The sequence below is a fragment of the Sporosarcina sp. SAFN-010 genome, assembly GCF_059415065.1.
Genome location: NZ_JBPFDS010000003.1, coordinates 298872 through 320262, shown reverse-complemented (window position 1 = coordinate 320262; position 21391 = coordinate 298872). Strand labels below are relative to the sequence as shown.

The window sequence follows — 21391 nt, the reverse complement described above, 5'->3', positions numbered from 1 at the left end:
ATGGCGATTTTCACAATTGACGATGTCGAAAAAACATTCAAAAGTGGTGATGTCAGTGAGAAAATCTTAAAAGGTGTCGATCTTGACTTGAACGAAGGCGAAATCACGGCACTCGTTGGTCCTTCAGGATCTGGTAAGTCGACGATCTTGACGATTGCCGCTGGACTGCAGAAAGCAACTGGTGGGCAAGTGCTTTTTGCAGGTAAAGACATGACCCAGATGAGCCAAGAAGAGATCCGTAAAATCCGTTCAAGTGAATTCGGATTTGTGTTCCAGTCTTCGCATCTTGTCCCCTTTTTGACGGTGGAGGATCAGTTGTTGCTCATGCTCGATGTAGCAGAAACAAAGTTGAACAAAAAACAGCAAAAGCAAGAAGTGTCGAAAGTGCTGGATCTTGTCGGCATGTCACATAGGAAAGATGCCTACCCTTCTTCCCTCTCAGGTGGCGAAAAACAACGTGTCGCAATTGCACGAGCGATCATTCATCAACCGAAAATGCTATTTGCGGATGAACCAACAGCGAGTCTCGACTCTAAACGTTCCAAAGAGGTAATGGAAATCATCCGGAATTTAACGAAAACGTTGAAAATCACTACCCTTATGGTCACTCACGATGAAGAAATGTTACCGTATGCGGACCGTATTGTTACGATGAAAGATGGCTTGATTGAATAATTGAGCAAACCCCTTTGCCTGACGTTCAGGACAAGGGGTTTTTGGGTAGAATAGAAGTGAGGGCATCAACCCAGCAGATTCATACTCACTTCGACATAAATCTGGTAGTATGGACACCATTATCAGAAGGAATAGGAGGCAAAACAATGCGCAATATCTTCACGATTTTTAAGCGGGATGTGCGCAACATCTCAACAAACTGGGTGGCCGCAGTGCTGATTGGCGGCTTAATATTCCTGCCTTCTTTGTACGCATGGCTCAATATATATGCCTCTTCAGATCCATATGGCAGAACCGATAAATTGCCCATCGCTGTTGTTAATGAAGATAAAGGAGCGGATGTGCAAGAGAAGCACATTGACACAGGTAAAGAAATCGTTTCGACTCTCAAGAAAAATCCATCCATGGAGTGGCACTTTGTATCTCGAAAAGAAGCGATGGATGGAGTTGAGTACGGCGACTATTTTGCTGTCATGGTGTTACCAGAGAACTTGTCAGAACAACTTGCGTCAGTTGTATCCGGCAATCCTCAAAAAGCCGAAATCGACTACTTTGTGAATGAAAAATTAAACTCCATCGCACCGAAAATTACTGAAAAAGGTGCAACGGTGATTGTTGACCAGGTTAGTAGTCAATTCGTTTCCACTGTGAACGGTGTCATCTTTGAAATGCTAAACAAACTTGGCCTTCAATTAGAACAAGACTTACCGGACGTTCAAAAATTCGAAAACTATGTGTTTGAAGCCGAAAAAAGTTTGCCAGAAATCTATGACCTTCTCAATCGAGGATTAGGCGATGCGACAGATGCCCAAGCCATCATCCACAAAGCGCAAGGCAAGTTGCCGGAAGCGAAACAAATCACAGATGATGGGCTTGGCCAAATCAATCGAACCATTGGCTATTTAAACGAAGCTGAACAGAAGTTAAATGAAATGTCTCCAAAAATTAAAGCTGATTTGAAAAAAGTAAGTGATATTTCTAACGAAGCGAACGATTTTTTGAAACAGTTACAAGGCGTTCAGATGGATTTTACGGAACTCGATAAAGCGAAAAAATCCTTGGACGACCGGATGTCAGCAAGTATTGGACGGGTCGAAAGCGTCAAGCAAGATCTTGTTCGTTTGCAGGAATTAGTACAACAGTTACCCACACAGGATGAAAACCCTGATAGTGAAGAACAAACAACTCCCTCATTATCATCCCCCGACCTGTCAGGAAAACTGGATGATGCGATTACAAAAACAGACAATCTGAAGAAGTTGTTACAAGAAGCACAAACGAATGCTCGTACAGTGAACAGTGTCGTTACAGGTAAAGCTGAGGAATTGGACCAGGCAGTCGATGATTTACAAAAAATTGCCGGAAATACATCTGTTGAATTAGATGCATTCATGAAAGAATATGTGAATACGATTGAACCGACTGTGAAAAAAGAAGTCTCTACAGCAAAAGGCACGCTTGGACAGGCAAAAGGACTTCTTACGGAAATTCAATCCACCCTTCCAAAAGTGCAAACAATTCTTGGCAACTCAGATCGGGAATTGGCTGAAGGAAAAGAAACGATCGAAAAAGCTGTAGCTGAGTATCCATACGTTTCTGAAAAAGTAAATCAATTAGCGGAGAAAATCCGTAATATTCAAGGTGAAACGGATATTAACAAAATCATTCAGTTGCTAAAAAATGATCCGAATGCTGAAAAAACATTCTTTGAAGAACCAATTCAATTGAAAGAAAATCGATTGTACTCCATTGAAAATTACGGAACTGGCATGACACCGTTCTATACGGTACTTTCCCTCTGGGTCGGTTGTCTCCTTCTCATTTCCTTACTTTCCACAGATGTGCATGGAGAGGGGTTCACAACACGACAAGTCTATTTCGGACGTTTCCTGACATTTGGCTTAATAGGCTTACTGCAAATGTTCATTGTAGTTGCGGGAGACTTATTGTTGCTCGATGTTCATATACGTGAACCATTTTGGTTTGTCGTCTTCGGAGTGATTATTAGCGTGGTCTTCATGTCGATTGTCTACACGCTCGTTTCTGTATTTGGTGATGTTGGTAAAGCCATGGCGATTGTCATGCTCGTTTTGCAAATTGCAGGCTCTGGTGGAACGTATCCAGTTGTATTGCTACCCGACTTCTTCGGGATGATCAATCCGTTCTTACCGTTTACGTATGCAATTGATGTCATGCGTGAGGCAGTTGGCGGTATCGTTTGGGAACGAGTTGCAAAAGACTTATCTTTCCTTGCTTGCTGTTCAATTGCATTTATCCTGTTCGGTGCACTGCTCAAAGAGCGCATTAATAAAGGCACGAACCAACTCTTGAAAAAATCGAAAGAAGCTGGGATTTTCCATTAACTAAAAAAGCACTTCAGTCCTGTCGCTATGACAGCTGAAGTGCTTTTTGTATGAACAAATGTCTACTTTTCAAATCTGAAGAAGATGCCTAATACTGCCCCAAAAAGTGCATGACCTAGTATCCAATATAGAAACGATAGACCATCCGTAATCTCTGGTGTGCGATCGGATAATGCTGTAGTTGGAAATAAAGCAATCCCGATGATGACGCTACCTACCGCACAAATCGTAATTGCTCTTTTTTTCCACGATGGACGCAACCGGTACAGCAAATAAAACCCGAGTGCAACCGAAACCGAGACTACAAGGTGAAAGAACACTTCTATCCATTCCTGGAAAGTGATATCTCCTACAACAGGTATGTAATCGACATTGAGCAAGAACGTGTATACTTTTTCACCTGTTGCAGACTCAATCCATTTAAACAGGAACGTCAGGATGAGTCCTCCAATTAGACCGTATCCAGCTGCCCAAAGAGTCCGTTTCATGCTTGCCCCTCTTTCCTTCCTTTTATGAGCGCATATGCATCAAGAGCACGTGATCGAGCGGCAGAATGGTCAACAATTTGGTACGGATAAGTCTCACCGAGAACAACCCCTGCTTCAACTAAGACCTCTTCAGGTGCAATATGCGGTTCATGGAGAAATACATCTGGAAGTGCAGCTAATTCAGGAATCCACCTTCTAATATAAGCTCCCTGTTTATCGAATTTCTTACTTTGCATTGTCGGATTAAATATTCTAAAATATGGAGCCGCATCAAATCCAGAGCCTGCTACCCACTGCCAACCTAATGTATTGTTCGCGACATCAAAGTCGACGAGCGTTTCACTGAACCACTGCGCCCCGATACGCCAATCAATGAGTAAGTGTTTGATGAGGAAGGATGCGACAACCATTCTCACACGATTATGAATGGTACCTGTCTCCCATAATTCACGCATTCCTGCATCAACGAGCGGGTAACCGGTCATCCCCTTCTTCCATGCACTCAGTCCTTCTGAATCATCAAGCCAAGGGAATTGGAGAAATTCTGAACGTAACGGTCGTTCGGTGATGTCTGGAAAATGAAACAGTTGGTAGTATGAAAACTCTCTCCACGCAAGCTGCCTGAGAAACGCTTCTGGTTGTGGGGCAATCCCCTCTTCTTGTGCATTTCTGACGGAATGCCAAAGAGCTCGGATGCTCATATTCCCGGATGCTAAAAACCCGGACAGTCTGGAGGTGCCGTTCAATGCAGGGAAATCACGCTTAGCGTCATAATATTTTAGCCTTTTATCACGAAAGTTGATCCATTTTTCAAAAGAACCAGTTTCACCTGGCGTCCATTCTTCTTGAAGTGAAGCATCCCAGTCAATCGAAGATCGTAAACCTGATTGTTCCAAAGGTATAGTTGCTGGATACACTTGAAACCAGCTCTTCAATGTAGTGGGAGCTGCGATCGGCCAAGGGATCGTTTGTTGTTGCAAAGATTTCCAAAACGCGCCAAACACTTTATACGGCTGTCCAGCTCCTGTTTTTAAACTGGAAGGATCCAGCAACATATTTGGTGGGAAACGTTGAATGTCCACTTCCGATAACGCTTCCAATTCAAGCAAGTCGACTTCTTCTTTTCGGGAAACAGGATCCACTTGACTATTGAAGAATAAGGCATCTGCTTGTGTTTCTTTTGCGAGTTTTGATAGGACTTTTGAGGCGGGGCCTTTTAAAATTGTCAATGCGCTCCCCAACTCAAAGAGCTGTTGCTCAAGGTGCTTAAGAGATTCATACACCCACCAATCAGCAGCTGTCGGGGACGTATGATCCGGTAGAACGAATACGGGGAGCACGTGACCACACTCGGACGCTTCTTTTAAAGCAGGATGATCATGCAGGCGCAAATCATTTCTGAACCAGACAATTGTTTTCAAAAAAACCCTCCTGAAAAAGGACCGCACACTATGGCGGTCCTTGAATTATTCCTATTATAGCGGTGATAGCGCTGGTTTTCCAAAAAAGTAACCTTGAAACAGCTGGTAGCCTTTCTCCTTTAACCATTCGAAATCTTCTTCCCGTTCGATTCCTTCAGCAAGTGGAACAGAACCGCACTCTTTAGCTTTCGTCAAGAACATCTCTGCATTCTCTTGTTTTTTTACGTCCAATGAGACACCGTCTACAAATGATCGATCCAGCTTCATATAATGAGGTTTTAAATCTGATAATAATTCTACTGTACTATAGCCTTCCCCTACATCATCAAGTGCATAATTGAATCCTTTGTCGCGATAATATCTTAATATTGTTTTTAAGTGCTCTACATCATCTACTTTGTCAGTCTCTACAACTTCAAAGACAAGTTGGAATGGGTCGATATTGAACTGTTCTGCTACTGCAACGGTCGATTGCAAACAAAATTCAGGTGAATAAATGGATGTAGGTACAAAGTTAATAAAGGCTTTTTTATTGATAAGAGGTGCTGCATGACGAACTGCAGTAATCCGACATAACCGATCGAGTGCATAAAGTCTTCCACGAGCTCTAGCCGCGGTAAATGCTTCATCTGGATAAATCATCCGACCTTCAGGCGAATGGAACCGAGCTAATAGCTCGTAGCCGAAAACAGAGCATTCTGCGTCCACAATAGGCTGATAAAAGGAAATCACGCGTTCTTGTTGGATGAGGTCATCAATCCACTGAGAGGTGAACACTTCATCCACTTCTAAGAGGGACCTCCACGGTGCCTCTCCAGATATTCGAAAGTATAACTTTTTCATATCTAAAAAATCCCGAGCAAAGTCAGTTAAATCTCGGAGACCAGCTTCATTAACAGTAAATACAGAGCTGTCCTCTCCGTCAATAACGCCTAGAACATGTAGTCGTTCCATGTGTTCTGTTAGCATTCTGCGTTGTGTTAGGTCATCAACCTTAACTTCTATTTGTAAGTCGGTAATTATACATGCCGTTTTGCAAGTCAATTCAAACCCTCCGTCCTAGTCCGCATTTCGATCCACCCAATTTATTATTAATTGTAATCGATTACTCCTAGCTATGGCAAGCATCAGACTACGAAATGCCTATAATAAACTGAAAATAACAGCATGCCCATGGTACTTTTAGGGACATGCTGTCATTTAAAACTTATATGCCGAATTACGTAGGTAGACCTGTTCCTGTTGTATCCGTACTTTTAGGCTCTGGTCGTTCCGTTTTCACTTCAATAGTGGTATCCACTTCAGACTCGATCGTCTTCCCGAGCATATAATATTCCGTTTCTTCCTGAGTTAGACTATTATAGCGCTTCTGGATGACACTATAGAAAACACCTCCAAGTACTGCCCAACAGACTAACAAAATATAAGATGGTGTTGTCAGGGAAGCTGGAGAAAATGGAACGAGCAATAATAGTAAGAACGCGATACTAGCTACAATTCCGAATAAGGCGAGTCCTTTTTTAATCGGAGCGATTTCACGATTGGCTTCTTCCGCTCCCCAAGCAAGTACTTTGTACGCAGCGATGCATGTGAATAAGTACGCTACAGTTACCCCTGTAGAAGACATGTCCACGATCCATGAAAGTGCTTGGCGTCCGAACCAAGGAGTAGGAAGAGTAATTAGCGTTACAAACCAAATGCCCCATACAGGTGTCTGGCTTTTCTTCGAAATCGTTCTGAACATATCAGGTAGTGCACGTGCACGCGCCATAGAGAAAAGAAGACGACTAGAAGACATATAGAATCCGTTTAAGCCAGTAAAGATTCCCATCATAATCGCAACTGCCATAACAATGAGTCCACCATATCCGAGTGCGGAATTCACGACTTCACCTGTCAACCAAAGGCTACCATCTCCTATTGATGAACCTGAAGGGAATGTCCACGCTGTAAGACCAATCATTACAGCATAAATAAGGAACGATGCAAATAATGAAGCTACAATGAGCATGGTCGCTTTTCGCGGAGAGAAATTAAACTCTTCTGCAGCTTGTGGAACATTGTCGAATCCGACATATGCCCAAGGTGCAATTGCCAATATGACAAGAATCGATGTTAAAATGGATTGGTTGCCGCTGAAAAGTGGTTTCATGTTTTCAAATGGGGCTTCTGTTATGCCAAATGTAAAGGCCCCGAGCAATACAACACCTGCGACTAATAGAATGCTAAAGTAAAACTGAATACGTCCTGAAATGTTAGTCCCTGTTGTATTAATGAAAGCAAACAACAAAATGATTACTGAAGATATTATGACTTCCGGCAAATAGACATCCCAGCCTGCAACACTATATAGATAGAATTGCTTCATAAAACCAGGTGCTAAGAACTTAAGAAGTAATGAAAATGCTGAAGCGTTTAATGCGACGATTGATATGTATCCAAGTGATAGAAACCACCCGCATATAAATGCCCAAATTTTACCCGCTCCGATAAAGGCATATGTAAATCCGCCTCCGGATACTGGGAATTTCTTAATCATAACCCCATAGCTTGATGCGATAACCATCATCACTAGCGCTCCGATTAGCAAGCCAATCATGGCGCCTAGAGGACCTGATTCTCCAATCCAATCACCTGGAAGGATAAAAGCTCCCCATCCGACTGATGATCCTAGCGCAATCGCGAAGACCCATGATGGTTTAAGCGTTTTCGTTAACTTTCTGCGCTTCTGATGCGCATCTGTCTGATCCATATGTAAGTTCCCCCTAAAAAATCTTTCTTAGATTTATTCCCTTCTCGTCAGAACTAAAACCTATTATTCGGTAAAAAAACAAATTGTAAATCACTACATCTAAATGTGTACCTAAAAAACTGTTATGAGAAGGACTAAGAGGTTTCAGAAATGATGGCACGGGTATTCTCAGACTAGCAACGAAATCTAGTAATAAAAATTCCAGGAGGCGGTTCAAAATGGTAAAACGACAAGTAGTAGGCTACTATGAAAGTGAAAATGATGCGATTCTTGCAATTGAAGACTTAAAACGACAAGGCTATTCTTCAGATGAAATTTCAGTTATCAGTAAAGAGCGCGAACACGCGAACGCTGTGGTTGAAGAAACTGGAACACATGCGACGGATGGCGCGGCAACGGGAGCAGCCACGGGCGGTGTCTTAGGTGGGCTTGGTGGTGTACTAGCGGGTATCGGAGCGCTTGCGATTCCTGGTATCGGACCAATTATCGCTGCTGGCCCAATTGTTGCAGGGATTACGGGTGCTGCTGCAGGTGCAGGTGTTGGTGGATTAGCTGGTGCTCTCATTGGTATGGGGATTCCTGAAGAAGAAGCATATCAGTACAATACGCACTTCGATGAAGGGAAAATTCTCGTTCTTGTGGATGGGGATTATCCACGTAGAGCCAATCATGATTTGGATGAATACAACCGTACCCTTTTATAATCAAGAGATTCTCCCCCCCTTTTTCGTTATATCGGAAAAGGGGGTTTTTGTGTGGACATCGAAAAACGGTGCGAGGCGTGCTATACTGTAGCAATGGCATGGAAAGAACGGAGGCGGAATGGAATATGCAATATAATCAGCAAAAGATGGCACAGCTTGTGAAAAAGGATCCTGAGCTATCTACACGGTTGACTCAGATTATGAAGGAGCACGAATTGGAACGGGCTTTTGCGTTGAAGGCGTTGTATCACGCGGAAGTGAAAGATAGCGGACGGTTTATGAAGCCGTATCAGGAGTTGTAAGGCAAAAAAAGCACGGACATCCCATTTTTGACTGGGTGTCCGTGCTTTTTAAATAAGGGATAGTAGACTGTGTTGACTCTCACTTCAAATGGAGATTGTTAACGATAGCATACTCAAATGCACCAGTTCTTAATAGTAAGGAGAAATTAAGATATAGACTAGTACGCCAGTGAAACTGACGTAGAGCCAGATGGGCATTGTGAAGCGGACGATTTTTCGGTGACGTTCGATTTCTCCATTCCATGCACGTGCTACGCTTGTTAGTGCAAGTGGTACGATTGCTGCGGCTAATAGGATGTGCGTAATTAGGATGAAAAAGTAGAATCCTTTCATGAATCCGCTACCGCCGAATGATGTCGATTCTGCTAAGAAGTGATACATTACATAGGTGATCAAGAAGAAGAACGTTGTCACGAATGCTGCGTATATGAATCCTTTATGTACCTTGATATTGCGCTTTTTAATGGCGATTAATGCCCCGACGAGAAACAGGAATGTAAAGGTATTGAAGATTGCATTGAGCATCGGAAGAATTGTAATATCAAATGCGTCAAAGTTTTCAACTCCAGGTATTCCTGAAAGAATCCCGATTGCACCGATTAGAATGACCGATACAATGATGATGAACGGCTTATAATTCCGCTTTTTTATAGGCGTTTCAATTGTAGAAGACGCATTTTTCAACGTTACCACTCCATTGCTAGTAAATTGTCGTACCTTTCCAGTTTACCATATGAGGAAAGGTCGAACCACTTCACATTAGCCTAAAGTGCGCGCTAAGAACGCTTTTGTTCGATCATGTGTCGGATTTGTTAACATTGCGGTTGGTACGCCTTCTTCGACAATTTGTCCGTCTGCCATGAATAACGCCTTCGTTGCGACATCTTTCGCAAACGACATTTCGTGTGTCACGACAATCATCGTCATATTCTCTTCCGCCAACTTTTTCATAACTTCGAGTACTTCCCCAGTCAATTCTGGATCGAGTGCAGATGTCGGTTCATCGAACAAAAGAATCTCAGGTTCCATCATAAGCGCGCGAGCAATCGCAACGCGTTGCTTTTGCCCACCTGACAAATTAGCAGGATACGCATCGACTTTTTCCGCAAGACCGACTTTCGTTAGAAGTTCTGTAATCCGTCCAGTAAGTTTCTCTTTTGGCTCACCCTTAACAAGTTTAGGAGCAAGCGCCAAGTTCTGTTTCACAGTTAGGTGTGGGAACAAATTGAAATGCTGAAACACCATACCGATCCGTCTACCAATCTTTCTGATTTCAGGAGTGCTCGCATAGATCCCGTCATTAACGAGCGATTCCCCGTCGATTCGGATAGTTCCCCCTTCAATTTCTTCAAGGTGAGCTAGACTTCTAAGCATTGTACTTTTCCCTGAGCCTGATGGTCCAATGACCGCTACCACTTCGTTCTTCTCCACCTGGAATGTGATCTGTTTTAAGACTTCTATATCTCCAAATGATTTTTTCATATCGATTACTTCAATCAATGCCATTGCTTTTCACCTTCCTCATACATAATGGAATCGTCGTTCCAACCACTTGAACACGAGTGTCAAAACCGCTGTAATCAGTAGATAGATCACGCCTGCCATGATAAATGGAACAATAGTAAAGTCTCGGTTGACTGCCGTTTGCGCAAAGTGAAGCAGTTCCGGAACAGCAACTGCATACAACAACGCCGTATCTTTCACGAGTGTCACCGATTCGTTCGCAAGAGCAGGAAGCGCAATGCGAATCATTTGAGGAATGACAATCCGTGTCGTCGTCTGCCACTTGTTCAATCCGAGTACTTGTGCTGCTTCATACTGTCCTTTATCAATAGATAGTAGACCACCACGGAAGATTTCTGCGAAATATGCTGCGTAATTCAGTACGAAAGCAAGCGCAGCCGCAGCGAAGCGATCCATAACTAAGTATTCCCCGATTACCGGAATTAGTGGCAATCCAAACACGAAGAACAATAATTGCAGTAAGAGCGGTGTTCCCCGCATGAGATAGATATACGTATTCGCTAACCACGACAGCGGTTTAAACTTGCTGTTTACCGCGAGAGTAAGCAAGAATCCGAGTGGGATCGAAGCAACGATTGCGATCACAAACAATAGAATCGTTGCCTTAGCCCCTTCAAGCATTGGTTTTAAAATCGATAACAAATAATCTGGTGACATTGTAACCCCTCCAACCTAACTAGAAACCGTGACTTACTTCAGTACTTTGTTTTCACCAAACCACGTTTCGGAAATTTGTGCAGCTGTTCCATCCTCGTTCATTGTATCTAATGCATCTTGAAGTTTTTTCAATAAATCCTCGTTACCCTTTTTCACCCCGACACCGTATTCTTCAGGAGCAAGCGTTTCGTCAAGTACTTTATATTTACCTTCTTCTTTAGACATGTAATAGTCGATCACGACTTCATCGATAATGACTGCTTCTACTCGCTTACTCTTCAAATCAGAAAGTGCTAAAACATTATCCGAGAATTCCGCTTTGTTCTTAACTTTATCTGCGATTGGATTTGCTTCTAATGCATCAGCTGCTGAAGACAATGCTTGAAGACCAACTGTTTTACCTTCGAGATCACTAAGTGATTGAATGTTTGAATTCTTAAGCACTGCAACTACTTGAGCGTTGCTTAAATATGGTTTTGTAAAGAGCACTTTCTTCTTACGATCGTCTGTAATCGTATACCCGTTCCAGATAAGATCGATGCGTCCACTAGCCAGTTCTGTTTCTTTCGCTTTCCAGTCGATTGGCTGGAACTTCGCTTTCATGCCCATGTGTTCAGCTGCAGCTTTCGCATAGTCAATGTCAAAACCAGTGAGCTCATTCGCTTCATCTCGGAATCCCATTGGTGCGAATTTATCATCAACCCCGATGACTAATTCTTTTTCACCGTTTGTTGCTTCTTTAGAATTCCCGCAACCAGCTAAAAGTGCAATGATACCAAATCCGGCTAACGCAACCTTCATCTTTTTCATTTTCATATTGTTTTCCTCCACTTCATCGCTTTAGTCTGTTAAAGTAATAATAGAATAGCACACAATTCAAAGAATGCAAAGCATTAGCTATGAAAAAACTGATTCTTTTTTTGAAACCGTTTCCACTGAAACTCGTATATACTAGAAAAAACAGGAAGGTGGTTTGACTATGGATCCTTTTAACGATTCGTTCTTTGGCGGATTCCCAATAATTTTTGCAATTTTCTTCTGCATTATAGTAGGAATAATTCTTTTTACCTTCATAAAAGGAGCAGCGGAATGGGGGAAAAACAACAACTCTCCTCAACTCACGGTTGCTGCACATGTGAAAACGAAACGCACAGAAACTTCCGGCGGAACTGGTGATACAGGAGCGAGTACTTACTACTATGTGACTTTTGAATATGAAAGTGGCGACCGGCAGGAGTTTCAAATGAGAGGTAATCAGTATGGCATGTTAGCCGAAGGTGACATTGGCAAGTTAAGTTTTCAAGGTACTCGTTTTCTTGGATTTGAACGGGTTCTTTCTTAAAAAAACGGCTCTCCGTCTACTGGAGAACCGTTTTTTTATTTATTGAATAACCGGACGCTTTTTACGGCCAATCAACAAGTATAGGATAAGCGCAACGACGATTAATCCTGAAAGAATCATATATAAATCGCGGTAGCCAAATGCAGTGGCTACACTCCCTAAGAAGTAAGGACCCAATCCGAAACCAAAGTCTAGGAAGATATAGAAAGTAGACGTTGCAATTCCGATCCGTTTAATAGGAACACCTATAAGTGCTATCGCCTGAGCACAGGATTGGAAGTTCCCGAATCCTAACCCAATAATAGCACCTGCAATTAGCAGGATGATTCCAGTATGTGTCTGACTAAGTAGTAATAAACCGCCTGCAAACAAAATCAATGAAGGAACTACAACAAATGTCCCCCCTTTTCGGTCAAGCAATTTTCCAGAGAAAGGACGGGAAACCAAGATTGCGACGGCATACACTAAGAAGAAGAAACTTGCAGTATCGACAAGGTTTGCTTCTTTTGCGTAAAATGACAAGAACGACAAAACACCTGAATATGCGATTCCTGCTAACAACGTAATTACTGCAATTGGTATCGCAGATTTTTCGATGTAATTTGCAAGTCCTTGTGGTGCGTCTTCTGGTTCGCTTATCTCATGTGGTGCCTCTTCAGGACGTTTATCGACAAAGAAAAACATTCCGAGACCAATAATACTTAATACTAAACTGAACGCGAAAATCCATGTAAAGTCGGCATGTTGACTTAAGTAAATACCGAAGAATGGTCCGATTGCTGTCGCAAGTACAGTACTCAAACTAAAGTATCCAATACCCTCACCACGACGTGATGGTGGTATAATTTGCGCTACCATTGTACCGGTTGCTGTCGAAGCAATACCGAGTCCAATTCCGTGGATGAAACGAACGAGTAAAAGAACCGGAAGCGAGTGCGCAGTGAAATATAGTGCAATGGCTACGACTGATATAACCATACCAATCAGTAAGATGCGACGGCTACCAATGCTTTCAATAACACGCCCTGTTGCGATTCGGGCAGATAATGTTCCGATGATGAAAATTCCTGAAACAAGTCCTGCCATACTAGCGGATGCTCCATATTCTTCAACTGCAAATGGAGCAATTGTTACGATGAGCATATACATGACAATCATTATAAAGAAGTTAATGATTGAGATAAAAATAAAGTCTTTTGTCCATAAGTTTTGCTTGTCTTCCATATAATGACCCTCTCTATTAGTTGATAAGATTTTCGTACGCCTGATCGAGCAGCTGTTTAGCAGCCTGTATATCTTCTTCAGGAATTCCTGCTAAAATATGTTCGTAAAACGGAAGCAGTTCCGCTTGAATCTCAGCTGTGATCCGCTCGCCCTCACTCGAGAGCTTTAACAACTTTTCACGCTTATCTTGCCCTTGAGTGACATCAAGATATCCGATTTCATGAAGACGTTTCACTACTTTCGTAACAGAAGGTTTTTCGATCATCTGTTCTTCAGCAATTTCAGCAGAGGTCATCTCCCCTTCTCTTGAAAGTAAACTGAGAATGGTCCATTGTGCGTTGTACAAGTCATAATGCAATAGCAGTTTATTGAGTTTGTTCACCAAAGGACGGTACAGTTTGACATAGCTTCTGATAAATTGATGCTCCAAATGCATTTCCTCGCCTCACTTCACAGTTAAAATGATTAGTTAGCCTATCTAACTATATTAGTATACGCTCTGAAATTTCATTTGTAAACGATAGCGTTTCATAAGACCACCTTGTTTCCACGGTATACAATCCGTCCATTTCTGACAATTTTATTGTGCGAATTTTGAGGAATCCATCAAAAAATCGACCTCCATAAAGCCGGAAGTCGATTTTTAACGGTATTCAAACCTTAGTATGCAGACCAGCCATTATCTGCTTGCATAATCACGCCGTTAACATAAGAGGATTCATCAGATGCTAAGAACAACGCGATGTTCGCAATTTCTTCTTTCGTACCTGGACGGCTCAATTGGCTAACACCTTTCAAAGCTTGCTCCATACCGTGCTTGTCTGGTTGTACTAAGTTGTTCGTGATATTTGTAGGAACTTGCGCAGGTGCAATCGCGTTACAACGAATGTTCAAATGTGCATAATGAGACGCAACATTTTTTGTCATCCCTGCAACTGCGTGTTTAGACGCTGTATATGCAAGTCCTCCTCGACCTCCTGTTAGTGCAGAGATGGACGCCATATTGACGATTACGCCAGCTTTCTTTTCTTCGAAGATGGAAAGTGCTTTTCTTGTAGCACGCATGACACCGGTAGTATTAATCGCTAATACTTTGTCCCATACGTCATCAGTAATAGTTGCAGCGGAATACATATTGTCCATAATTCCTGCGTTGTTAACAAGGATATCGAGGGTGCCGAATGTATCGACAGCTGTATCAATCATGCGCTGAACATCTTCCTCAGCAGTAACATTCGTTTTCACCGCAAGCGCTTCCCCACCAGCTGCTTTGATTGTCTGAACGGTTTCTTCTGCACCTTCCATATTCATGTCTGCGATGACAATCTTTGCACCTTCACGTGCATACAGTTCTGCGATTTCACGACCGAGTCCAGAACCAGCACCTGTTATTACTGCTACTTTGTTTTCTAATCGATTCAACTAAATCGCCTCCATTAGTTATGTTCGTACCATCGTATCTCAGTATACGCTTTAATGCTTAACTATTAAAATAATTTGATTTACTAGTGGAAGACAATAGATTGGTTGCCGATATGGAAAATATGCAGTATACTGATATAGTTAAATCCTAAATGTCTCAGTAGCTCAGGGGATAGAGCAACAGCCTCCTAAGCTGTGGGTCGCAGGTTCGATTCCTGCCTGGGACGTATTGAATAAACGCTATATCACGGCTTTCTGTCTTTTTTAGATTAAAAGATAAGCCTGCTGATATAGCGTTTTGTGCCTAAATTGTGCCCTGTTAATAATTTCATAAGCCAATAAAAGGAGGAGGCATATGCCTCCTCCTTTTATTAACTCAACTTATTTCTAGGAGAATCACCAGTAATTTCTGTTCTTAACCAACGTTTACCATGGATTTATTCAATGGTGCATGACGCATCATCGGATACGTGATAAAGAGTGATCCAAGACCAAGCAAACCGGCTAACGTAAATAACTTGAGAGGATTTAAATCATGATTCCAAATCCATTCAAAACTGTTAATGTCTAAGATGTTGCCATAATAGAGAAACATTCCAATAAGTGACAGTACCGTAGTGATGATAATAGTCCTTTTAATACCTAAGCGATATAAAATGCAATAAAGCAAAAAGGCAATCCCGAATAAGAGCAAGCCAACCATCAAATCTATCCATAAATAAGAGGGAAAATGATAATCCCCTAACACGTATACTCCTGGATGCAAAATGTTAACGGAACTCGACCACTGGTTGTAAACAGTAATTAAAATATATTGAAGTATATTTAAAAACAAGATACTAATTGATACTGCAGCAATTCCTGTTACATAAAATACTTTGAGAAGTTGGATTCTCGTCCCTCCAAATGCGATAGCTATTGGCAAAAGGGACCTGAAACCAGTGACAGCAAACATAGGTATAAAAAAATAAGTTGGACCGGAAATAGCTACAACGGTATTATCAGGTACACCAAAAAGTAATCCGATTAGAATCCAACCCACCGTCAACGGGATTGTCAGGTAGAGAAAAAGGAATTTCCCTAAGAAAAAAAGTGCACCTTCGTAGACTAGCCGGACTGTACCTTTCATAGAACTCATTCGACCATCTCCTTATCTTCTTCAGTCATATTCAATAAATAATCCTGGAGTTCTGCCTTCCCGATCGATAGACCATTGGAATGCGCGAGTTCTCTCCACTCCTTCGAGTAAGGAACATCCAACATTACTTTCATCACCGAATCCATTTCGCTTTTCTCAATTATCCTCTCTCCGTAAATTACTTTTTCCAGAATGTTTTTGCTTCCCGATAACCAAATCCCATTCTCTTTTATCTCATCCATCGGTTCGTTGAATAGTACTCCCCCGTCTTTAATAACAATAAGTGTTTCACAAATTGCCTGAATTTCTTCGATGTGATGCGTTGAGAGCAATATGAATCGGGGGTTGTCTTCATGGCTTTCTCGTAAAACTTCATACATTTTCTTCCTCATTCCAGCGTCCAATCCATTAACCGGTTCATCAAATATGGTGACATCCGCATGACTGCAAATGCCGATGATAAACTGAAGGGCAGATTTCATCCCTTTTGAAAGTTTCGTGATTTTTTTCTTCTTATCCAAACGGAAAGTACCTAAAAGTCGTTCTGCCATATTTTGATCCCAGTTGGGATTAAAGTATTCCCCAAATCGTAACGCATCACCTACATTCCAGAGTGAACTGAATGGATGTTCCTCCTGCATATAACAGACAAGCTGAATCGCCTCAGCGTTGTTGTATGGACTCATCCCTTGTATTTCAACCTTTCCATGATTTGGTTTCTCATATCCAGCCAGAAGTTTCATCAATGTCGTTTTACCGCTACCGTTTCTTCCCCAAAGACCTGCTATAACAGGGCTTTGTTCCGCTAAAGACAATTCATGAAGTACAGGCTCTTTCTCGTAGGTAAACGTGAGATTATCTACTTGTATCATATTATCTCCCCCTCTTTGATCATCTTTATTACATCTTCCACTCCTATGTCCAAACGCTTTGCTTCTGCCAGCAAAGGCATGACGTACTCATCCCGATACTGCTTTTGCCTTTCTTTTATCAACTGTGCTTTCGCTCCTACCCTGACAAACATTCCAATTCCCCTCTGTTTGTAGATTATATTTCCGTCGACCAAGGACTCAAGCCCTTTGCGCACCGTTGCTCGGTTTATGTTATAAAATCGTGACAATTCATTTTCGGATGGTACTTTTTCTCCTTCCTTGAATATACCTTCTACAACGCCATTACTAATAATCTGTGCAATTTGCCGAAATATGGGTTGAGATTCATCTAATATCGGTTGCAATAGGAGTCCTCCTTTCTTGCTAAACTAACGCTACTAGTTGATTATTTGTATGGTTGGATACTCATGTATACAACTATACAATGTTTTCCGATTCCCGTAAATGTGTTGTTTTTTACCAATAAAAAATACTCCTCCGGTAAACTATGTCCGAAGGAGTCAAGCACGGTAGTTTTTTAGTGAAAGGTACCATTGAGTGAAACAAACATGAAGGTTTCAATAGGTACCTTTTTTAGATCAAGAAATAGGAAGAATTATCAGCTTCAAACTAGTAGTACACACTTGGGCCATTGTCGATAAAGATCAAAGTGTTAAAGAAGGGAATGTGTGTTCTGTAATACTTCGTTTAACCATCAAGAATGATATACTTATAAAGTAGCAGCATATAGCGGATGGGCAGTTGGCACTCCCTTGAGAAAGGGGGTGTTACAATGGTGACTTACGATGCAATGAGCTTGTTATTCCAATTTGGAATGTTCCTCATAACAATGGCAACAGCTGTTGTTGCAATGATTGCTCTATACACCAAAAGAAAAAAGTAACCACCCTCCGCTAACTGACCAGTAAGCAGGGTGATTACTCTTAACACCTTCGTTGAACTGGTCAACCGCTCTTCAAGCGGATGCCAGCTACATTGACCGGGTGTTGGTGCACTCGGTCTTTTTTAGCATATGTTTATATTACCACATTCATACGATTTCTACACATGAAGAAGTGTTTAGGTGGAACTATCATATCTGATCTATTCAACGGGAATAATAAAGTTTTTCTTAAGAGAATGGCACCAGTTTGAGAAATAAACGTAAATGTTTGAACAAACACGAAAGACCCTCACAGGTACCTCCCTTAAAAGAAGTTATTGCAACGACGCATTATCGTCCTATCATTCGGGTACTTCAGGAAACTTTTGTCATAAAAACTTGGGATATTGAAGTGTTTTCAAAACCACTTGCCAGTAAGGATGATACTACACGACCATTCCCTTTTAAGAAGTTATAAGTTGTACGATTGATAGGTTGGTCATATTCTAATGCGTAAGCAAGGAGTTTGTTGAGAGCATCTTCATTCCCATTTTCCTTCACCTGATATAAAGTAATACTTTCCGTCTCATTGCCAAACACACATTGCTTTCGAATTAGACAAGCTGCCTGGACCTCTCCGTTTTTTGTTAACATCACAGCTTCTCCACCTATTATTGGCGTGTTACTAGGATCCGTTTGCCAAGGAACGAGAGTTGGAAATAAATCTGATCCAATAGATTGGGCAGCCGGTATTCTTGTAACTTCATAACCGTCAAGGTTTGGTAAGGTACTATCTAAAACTTCATTTGCACTTAAAAAGAGTAAATCGTCCTCTACTTTGTAACCACAACGCTCATATAAAGATATAGCTGCCTTATTTTCAGAAAGAGACTCTAAAGTTGCGACAGTTACATTAAGTCCTCTTAAGAGTTTTTCGGCTTCCACCATCAAGGAATAACCCAGTTTCCTTCCCCTGTATTCTGGAATAATACCTGTTCCTCCATTCCAAGAAATCTTATGACCATCCACTTCCCTAATTCCTTGTAGCACAAAACCGATTGGCTCTGTTTCATTATATGCAACGATAGATAATGCCGGAGATAATCCAGCATTACCAAAACGACTAACGAACGTATCAAAAGATAAATTCATCGGTACTAAATAGCCTTCAAACCCTTTATTAAATAGGACATGCGCGTCTTCAAAACTTAATGAAGACATCAATTTATACGAAATGTTCATGATTTTCCCTCACTTTGTTATTGAAATTAATTTAAATATACCGGTATCTATTTTCGAGTCCTATCCTCTGCTCTAATAAGATTGCAACGGGGACCATTTATGTTGGAACCCTGTAGTGCTGCTACAACTTTACCATTTAGTAAAAACTCTGCGCAATAAAACTATCCAACTTGTGGTTGTTTGAAAGTTTTATGAAGCACAGAAATTCGATTGTCTTGCGAATGAATCGATCAATCCAAGTGGAGGGGTATTAGTGAAAGGTGTGCATGAAACAAACAAAATTGTTTAACAAACAGGAAAGTTTCTTGCATGGATACCTTTTCTCGGCGTTGCGGGCTTTCTATGTGACGATAATGCCAATTCCTACTAATTAGTAAGCAGGAGCAGGATTTTGCACAACTGCATAATCATTACCTTGATTAGGGGTTATTCAGTAACACCTAATTTAAACTTTGAATTTCCTGACTTCGTTCTGAAGCTCTTCAGCAACGAGAGCTAGACTGTGTGCATTTGAAGAAATCTCTTCATTTACAGAAAGTTGTTCTTCAGTTGCAGCACTTACCGAGTTCGATTCGTATGAGGCTTTCATAGCAAGGTGTTCCACTCTTTTTGAACCCTCGAAAACCTTATCTGTCTTTGCGCGTACTTTTTCAATTGTTCTGCTTACAGTTAACAGTTTATCATTCATCTTATGCGTTGCATTTTCGATCCCATAAAACACTTTCTCCGTCTCTTTTGAGACCGATTGCCCTTTTGTAATTTGGTTTGATCCTTCTTCAACACTACCTACCGCACTTTCCACTTTGTGAACCATATCATCAATCATCTTGCCTATTTCTTTCGCGGAACGTTTCGATTGTTCTGCAAGATGCCTTACTTCTTCCGCAACGACTGCAAATCCTTTGCCATGATCACCTGCTCTTGCAGCTTCAATGGCAGCATTCAATGCAAGTAAGTTTGTTTGTTCAGCAATTGTTGTAATCAGTGTTGTCACTTGCCTGATTCGTTCTGAATACATGGCCATTTCACTTATTGTTAGAGAAGATTGCGAAATGCTATAACTAATTTTCTCCATTTGTTCTGTAAAGTCTTCCATTTGTCTCCTTCCAGTCGATACGAGTTGAGAAACCGACTCGGAAGCCTGTAGCATTTGATTGTTGTCCTCATTCATTTGAGTCATACCTTGTAGCATCTCTTCTATGTAACAATTGGATTCGGTGACTGTCGTCACTTGGGAACTGCTCGCTAACCTATTTCTTTCCGTAATTTCCGAAATAGTATTAGAAGAAGCAAGACTTTCCTCAGAACCTGCAGATAAGTTTTCTGCTTGTTCCGCAAGCTGAGTGGCTGAGTTTCTTACAATCGATAAAATTCCTTTTAAGTCTTTAGTCATTTTATTGAAAGCACTTGCCATTTCTCCGATTTCGTCTTTGTTTCGAATTAGTAAGACATCTGCAGTAAAATCCCCCATAGCAATCTGCTTCAATGCTTCTGTCATTTTTTCAACTGGCCGGGCGATACTTATACTGATTCTTTGAGCAACAAAAACACTTGCAATGAAAGCGACGATCATCAAGCTAGCTATTAGAATTTTAATCCAATTTAAAACAGCTAGCAAAGACTGTTCCGTCTTCACTTGTTGGCTTTTTTGATGTTCAATTAGTTTTTTTAGAGTTGCTGTTATGGCATCTTGATAATAAGCACCTTCCTCGGCTAAAGCCATAGCACTATCAATATTTCCTTCACTGACATCCCGGATAGTCAATGCACTAATTTCCTCATAACTTTTTGAGGCTTCTATTACTTCCTTCAATAATTCACGAGCCGATGGTGTTCGAACAATTTTATTCAGTTCTTTCAATTTCCCGTTAATTGAGTTCATGTTTTCCTTCCGATGCTCAACATGTGACTCATCCTTATAGATGATATATCCACGAATATTTTTTGCTTCTTCGTTTTGTTCAGATAAAATCTGTTCAAATAATAGTACTTTCTTTATTTTGTCATCAATTAAAAATCGATATTCGTTATTTAATTTTGAAAGTGACACTATTCCTGATACACCGACAACCACTAAAATTGTTAGTAAAAGTAGAAAACCAAACCATATTCTTTTTCTGACGCTCAATCTCATACCTTTCGGCCTCCCACTATTCATAGTCAATTTAGATTATAGACTATAGTATTACGTTATGATGTAAAGCTTTTGTAAAGATTGATGAAAATACTTAACATAATTTCAACATAAAGAAATCTGCACATCTTTTGTCCTGATTAGGGGTAACAGGTCATGAAACATACACGAAAATTTCTTGCGGTGGCTCCTGTCACTTGGAAGTTGATCAGTATTTGTTGATTTAGTTAGCTTGGAATCTAAAAAAA

At 41.1% G+C, this 21391-nt stretch carries 22 protein-coding genes and 1 tRNA gene; 7 read left to right on the top strand and 16 right to left on the bottom strand.

Features of this window, described 5'->3' with window-relative positions; translation table 11 throughout:
• Both ACR65F_RS06235 and ACR65F_RS06230 read left to right on the top strand, forming a co-directional pair.
• Positions 1-675 (top strand): ABC transporter ATP-binding protein, encoded by a 675-nt coding sequence (locus ACR65F_RS06235; RefSeq protein WP_440503664.1) that lies wholly within the window; start codon positions 1-3, stop codon positions 673-675.
• Between the two features lie 146 nt (positions 676-821).
• Positions 822-3038, top strand: a complete 2217-nt coding sequence (locus ACR65F_RS06230; protein ID WP_440503663.1) for a YhgE/Pip domain-containing protein — start codon at positions 822-824, stop codon at positions 3036-3038.
• 62 nt (positions 3039-3100) lie between these two features.
• On the opposite strand, the gene ACR65F_RS06225 is transcribed toward ACR65F_RS06230, so the two are convergent.
• The 4 genes from ACR65F_RS06225 to ACR65F_RS06210 form a co-directional block, all read right to left on the bottom strand.
• Positions 3101-3526 (bottom strand): hypothetical protein, encoded by a 426-nt coding sequence (locus ACR65F_RS06225; RefSeq protein WP_039042339.1) that lies wholly within the window; start codon positions 3524-3526, stop codon positions 3101-3103.
• Complete coding sequence (locus tag ACR65F_RS06220; protein ID WP_440503662.1) at positions 3523-4947, bottom strand: cryptochrome/photolyase family protein; 1425 nt, start codon at positions 4945-4947, stop codon at positions 3523-3525. Before ACR65F_RS06220 ends, ACR65F_RS06225 begins: the two co-directional genes overlap by 4 nt.
• A 54-nt stretch (positions 4948-5001) precedes the next feature.
• Entirely contained in the window at positions 5002-5991 is a 990-nt protein-coding gene (locus ACR65F_RS06215) for an EAL domain-containing protein (RefSeq protein WP_440503661.1), read from the bottom strand.
• A gap of 175 nt (positions 5992-6166) precedes the next feature.
• Positions 6167-7699, bottom strand: coding sequence for an APC family permease (locus ACR65F_RS06210; protein WP_125101637.1), 1533 nt, complete (start codon positions 7697-7699; stop codon positions 6167-6169).
• Positions 7700-7917: 218 nt separating this feature from the next.
• Here ACR65F_RS06210 and ACR65F_RS06205 point away from each other — a divergent pair, with 218 nt between their 5' ends.
• Together ACR65F_RS06205 and ACR65F_RS06200 are read left to right on the top strand one after the other, a co-directional pair.
• Complete coding sequence (locus ACR65F_RS06205) at positions 7918-8403, top strand: general stress protein (RefSeq protein ID WP_052245788.1); 486 nt, start codon at positions 7918-7920, stop codon at positions 8401-8403.
• A 125-nt stretch (positions 8404-8528) separates the two neighbouring features.
• Positions 8529-8705 (top strand): hypothetical protein, encoded by a 177-nt coding sequence (locus ACR65F_RS06200; RefSeq protein WP_440503660.1) that lies wholly within the window; start codon positions 8529-8531, stop codon positions 8703-8705.
• Between the two features lie 129 nt (positions 8706-8834).
• Here ACR65F_RS06200 and ACR65F_RS06195 read toward each other — a convergent pair whose 3' ends face one another.
• The 4 genes from ACR65F_RS06195 to ACR65F_RS06180 all read right to left on the bottom strand — a co-directional run bounded on the left by ACR65F_RS06195 (position 8835) and on the right by ACR65F_RS06180 (position 11696).
• Complete coding sequence (locus tag ACR65F_RS06195; RefSeq protein WP_440503659.1) at positions 8835-9389, bottom strand: DUF420 domain-containing protein; 555 nt, start codon at positions 9387-9389, stop codon at positions 8835-8837.
• 75 nt (positions 9390-9464) lie between these two features.
• Positions 9465-10211, bottom strand: coding sequence for an amino acid ABC transporter ATP-binding protein (locus ACR65F_RS06190; protein WP_440503658.1), 747 nt, complete (start codon positions 10209-10211; stop codon positions 9465-9467).
• 15 nt (positions 10212-10226) lie between these two features.
• Positions 10227-10886, bottom strand: coding sequence for an amino acid ABC transporter permease (locus tag ACR65F_RS06185; protein ID WP_440503657.1), 660 nt, complete (start codon positions 10884-10886; stop codon positions 10227-10229).
• 33 nt (positions 10887-10919) lie between these two features.
• Complete coding sequence (locus tag ACR65F_RS06180) at positions 10920-11696, bottom strand: amino acid ABC transporter substrate-binding protein (RefSeq protein WP_440503694.1); 777 nt, start codon at positions 11694-11696, stop codon at positions 10920-10922.
• A 169-nt stretch (positions 11697-11865) separates the two neighbouring features.
• Here ACR65F_RS06180 and ACR65F_RS06175 point away from each other — a divergent pair, with 169 nt between their 5' ends.
• Positions 11866-12228: a DUF2500 domain-containing protein gene (locus ACR65F_RS06175; RefSeq protein ID WP_156137907.1), complete on the top strand. Its 363-nt coding sequence runs from the start codon at positions 11866-11868 to the stop codon at positions 12226-12228.
• Between the two features lie 39 nt (positions 12229-12267).
• On the opposite strand, the gene ACR65F_RS06170 is transcribed toward ACR65F_RS06175, so the two are convergent.
• The 3 genes from ACR65F_RS06170 to ACR65F_RS06160 all read right to left on the bottom strand — a co-directional run bounded on the left by ACR65F_RS06170 (position 12268) and on the right by ACR65F_RS06160 (position 14874).
• A complete protein-coding gene (locus ACR65F_RS06170; RefSeq protein WP_440503656.1) occupies positions 12268-13452 on the bottom strand; it encodes an MFS transporter in 1185 nt (394 codons plus the stop codon).
• A gap of 16 nt (positions 13453-13468) precedes the next feature.
• On the bottom strand, positions 13469-13888 hold the full coding sequence (locus tag ACR65F_RS06165; RefSeq protein WP_039042347.1) for a MarR family winged helix-turn-helix transcriptional regulator: 420 nt from the start codon (positions 13886-13888) through the stop codon (positions 13469-13471).
• Between the two features lie 224 nt (positions 13889-14112).
• Complete coding sequence (locus ACR65F_RS06160) at positions 14113-14874, bottom strand: glucose 1-dehydrogenase (RefSeq protein WP_440503655.1); 762 nt, start codon at positions 14872-14874, stop codon at positions 14113-14115.
• 154 nt (positions 14875-15028) lie between these two features.
• Here ACR65F_RS06160 and ACR65F_RS06155 point away from each other — a divergent pair.
• Positions 15029-15101, top strand: a tRNA-Arg gene (locus ACR65F_RS06155).
• A 188-nt stretch (positions 15102-15289) separates the two neighbouring features.
• Here the strand turns inward: ACR65F_RS06155 and ACR65F_RS06150 are convergent.
• From ACR65F_RS06150 to ACR65F_RS06140, 3 genes are read right to left on the bottom strand one after another with little or no spacing between them, the layout of a single operon-like run.
• Positions 15290-16012 carry a hypothetical protein gene (locus ACR65F_RS06150; protein ID WP_440503654.1) on the bottom strand — a complete coding sequence of 241 codons (723 nt, stop codon included), beginning with the start codon at positions 16010-16012 and terminating at the stop codon, positions 15290-15292.
• The gene (locus ACR65F_RS06145; protein ID WP_039042350.1) at positions 16009-16884 is read right to left on the bottom strand and encodes an ATP-binding cassette domain-containing protein; all 876 of its coding nucleotides are present in this window, start codon (positions 16882-16884) and stop codon (positions 16009-16011) included. Before ACR65F_RS06145 ends, ACR65F_RS06150 begins: the two co-directional genes overlap by 4 nt.
• Complete coding sequence (locus ACR65F_RS06140) at positions 16881-17249, bottom strand: GntR family transcriptional regulator (RefSeq protein WP_039042351.1); 369 nt, start codon at positions 17247-17249, stop codon at positions 16881-16883. Before ACR65F_RS06140 ends, ACR65F_RS06145 begins: the two co-directional genes overlap by 4 nt.
• 428 nt (positions 17250-17677) lie before the next feature.
• On the opposite strand from ACR65F_RS06140, the gene ACR65F_RS06135 reads away from it, so the two are divergent.
• A complete protein-coding gene (locus tag ACR65F_RS06135; RefSeq protein WP_231567236.1) occupies positions 17678-17788 on the top strand; it encodes a putative holin-like toxin in 111 nt (36 codons plus the stop codon).
• A 354-nt stretch (positions 17789-18142) separates the two neighbouring features.
• Here ACR65F_RS06135 and ACR65F_RS06130 read toward each other — a convergent pair whose 3' ends face one another.
• Both ACR65F_RS06130 and ACR65F_RS06125 read right to left on the bottom strand, forming a co-directional pair.
• Positions 18143-19009 carry a GNAT family N-acetyltransferase gene (locus ACR65F_RS06130; RefSeq protein WP_440503653.1) on the bottom strand — a complete coding sequence of 289 codons (867 nt, stop codon included), beginning with the start codon at positions 19007-19009 and terminating at the stop codon, positions 18143-18145.
• A gap of 445 nt (positions 19010-19454) precedes the next feature.
• The gene (locus ACR65F_RS06125; protein WP_440503652.1) at positions 19455-21143 is read right to left on the bottom strand and encodes a methyl-accepting chemotaxis protein; all 1689 of its coding nucleotides are present in this window, start codon (positions 21141-21143) and stop codon (positions 19455-19457) included.
• Positions 21144-21391 lie beyond the last annotated feature (248 nt).

Coding starts and splice junctions, on each gene's coding strand:
- ACR65F_RS06225 (WP_039042339.1), bottom strand. CDS start 3,526: ATGAAACGGACTCTTTGGGCAGCTGGATACGGTCTAATTGGAGGACTC.
- ACR65F_RS06165 (WP_039042347.1), bottom strand. CDS start 13,888: ATGCATTTGGAGCATCAATTTATCAGAAGCTATGTCAAACTGTACCGT.
- ACR65F_RS06210 (WP_125101637.1), bottom strand. CDS start 7,699: ATGGATCAGACAGATGCGCATCAGAAGCGCAGAAAGTTAACGAAAACG.
- ACR65F_RS06175 (WP_156137907.1), top strand. CDS start 11,866: ATGGATCCTTTTAACGATTCGTTCTTTGGCGGATTCCCAATAATTTTT.
- ACR65F_RS06130 (WP_440503653.1), bottom strand. CDS start 19,009: ATGAACATTTCGTATAAATTGATGTCTTCATTAAGTTTTGAAGACGCG.
- ACR65F_RS06200 (WP_440503660.1), top strand. CDS start 8,529: ATGCAATATAATCAGCAAAAGATGGCACAGCTTGTGAAAAAGGATCCT.
- ACR65F_RS06205 (WP_052245788.1), top strand. CDS start 7,918: ATGGTAAAACGACAAGTAGTAGGCTACTATGAAAGTGAAAATGATGCG.
- ACR65F_RS06190 (WP_440503658.1), bottom strand. CDS start 10,211: ATGGCATTGATTGAAGTAATCGATATGAAAAAATCATTTGGAGATATA.
- ACR65F_RS06185 (WP_440503657.1), bottom strand. CDS start 10,886: ATGTCACCAGATTATTTGTTATCGATTTTAAAACCAATGCTTGAAGGG.
- ACR65F_RS06145 (WP_039042350.1), bottom strand. CDS start 16,884: ATGATACAAGTAGATAATCTCACGTTTACCTACGAGAAAGAGCCTGTA.
- ACR65F_RS06125 (WP_440503652.1), bottom strand. CDS start 21,143: ATGAGATTGAGCGTCAGAAAAAGAATATGGTTTGGTTTTCTACTTTTA.
- ACR65F_RS06235 (WP_440503664.1), top strand. CDS start 1: ATGGCGATTTTCACAATTGACGATGTCGAAAAAACATTCAAAAGTGGT.
- ACR65F_RS06230 (WP_440503663.1), top strand. CDS start 822: ATGCGCAATATCTTCACGATTTTTAAGCGGGATGTGCGCAACATCTCA.
- ACR65F_RS06135 (WP_231567236.1), top strand. CDS start 17,678: ATGGTGACTTACGATGCAATGAGCTTGTTATTCCAATTTGGAATGTTC.
- ACR65F_RS06180 (WP_440503694.1), bottom strand. CDS start 11,696: ATGAAAAAGATGAAGGTTGCGTTAGCCGGATTTGGTATCATTGCACTT.
- ACR65F_RS06170 (WP_440503656.1), bottom strand. CDS start 13,452: ATGGAAGACAAGCAAAACTTATGGACAAAAGACTTTATTTTTATCTCA.
- ACR65F_RS06150 (WP_440503654.1), bottom strand. CDS start 16,012: ATGAGTTCTATGAAAGGTACAGTCCGGCTAGTCTACGAAGGTGCACTT.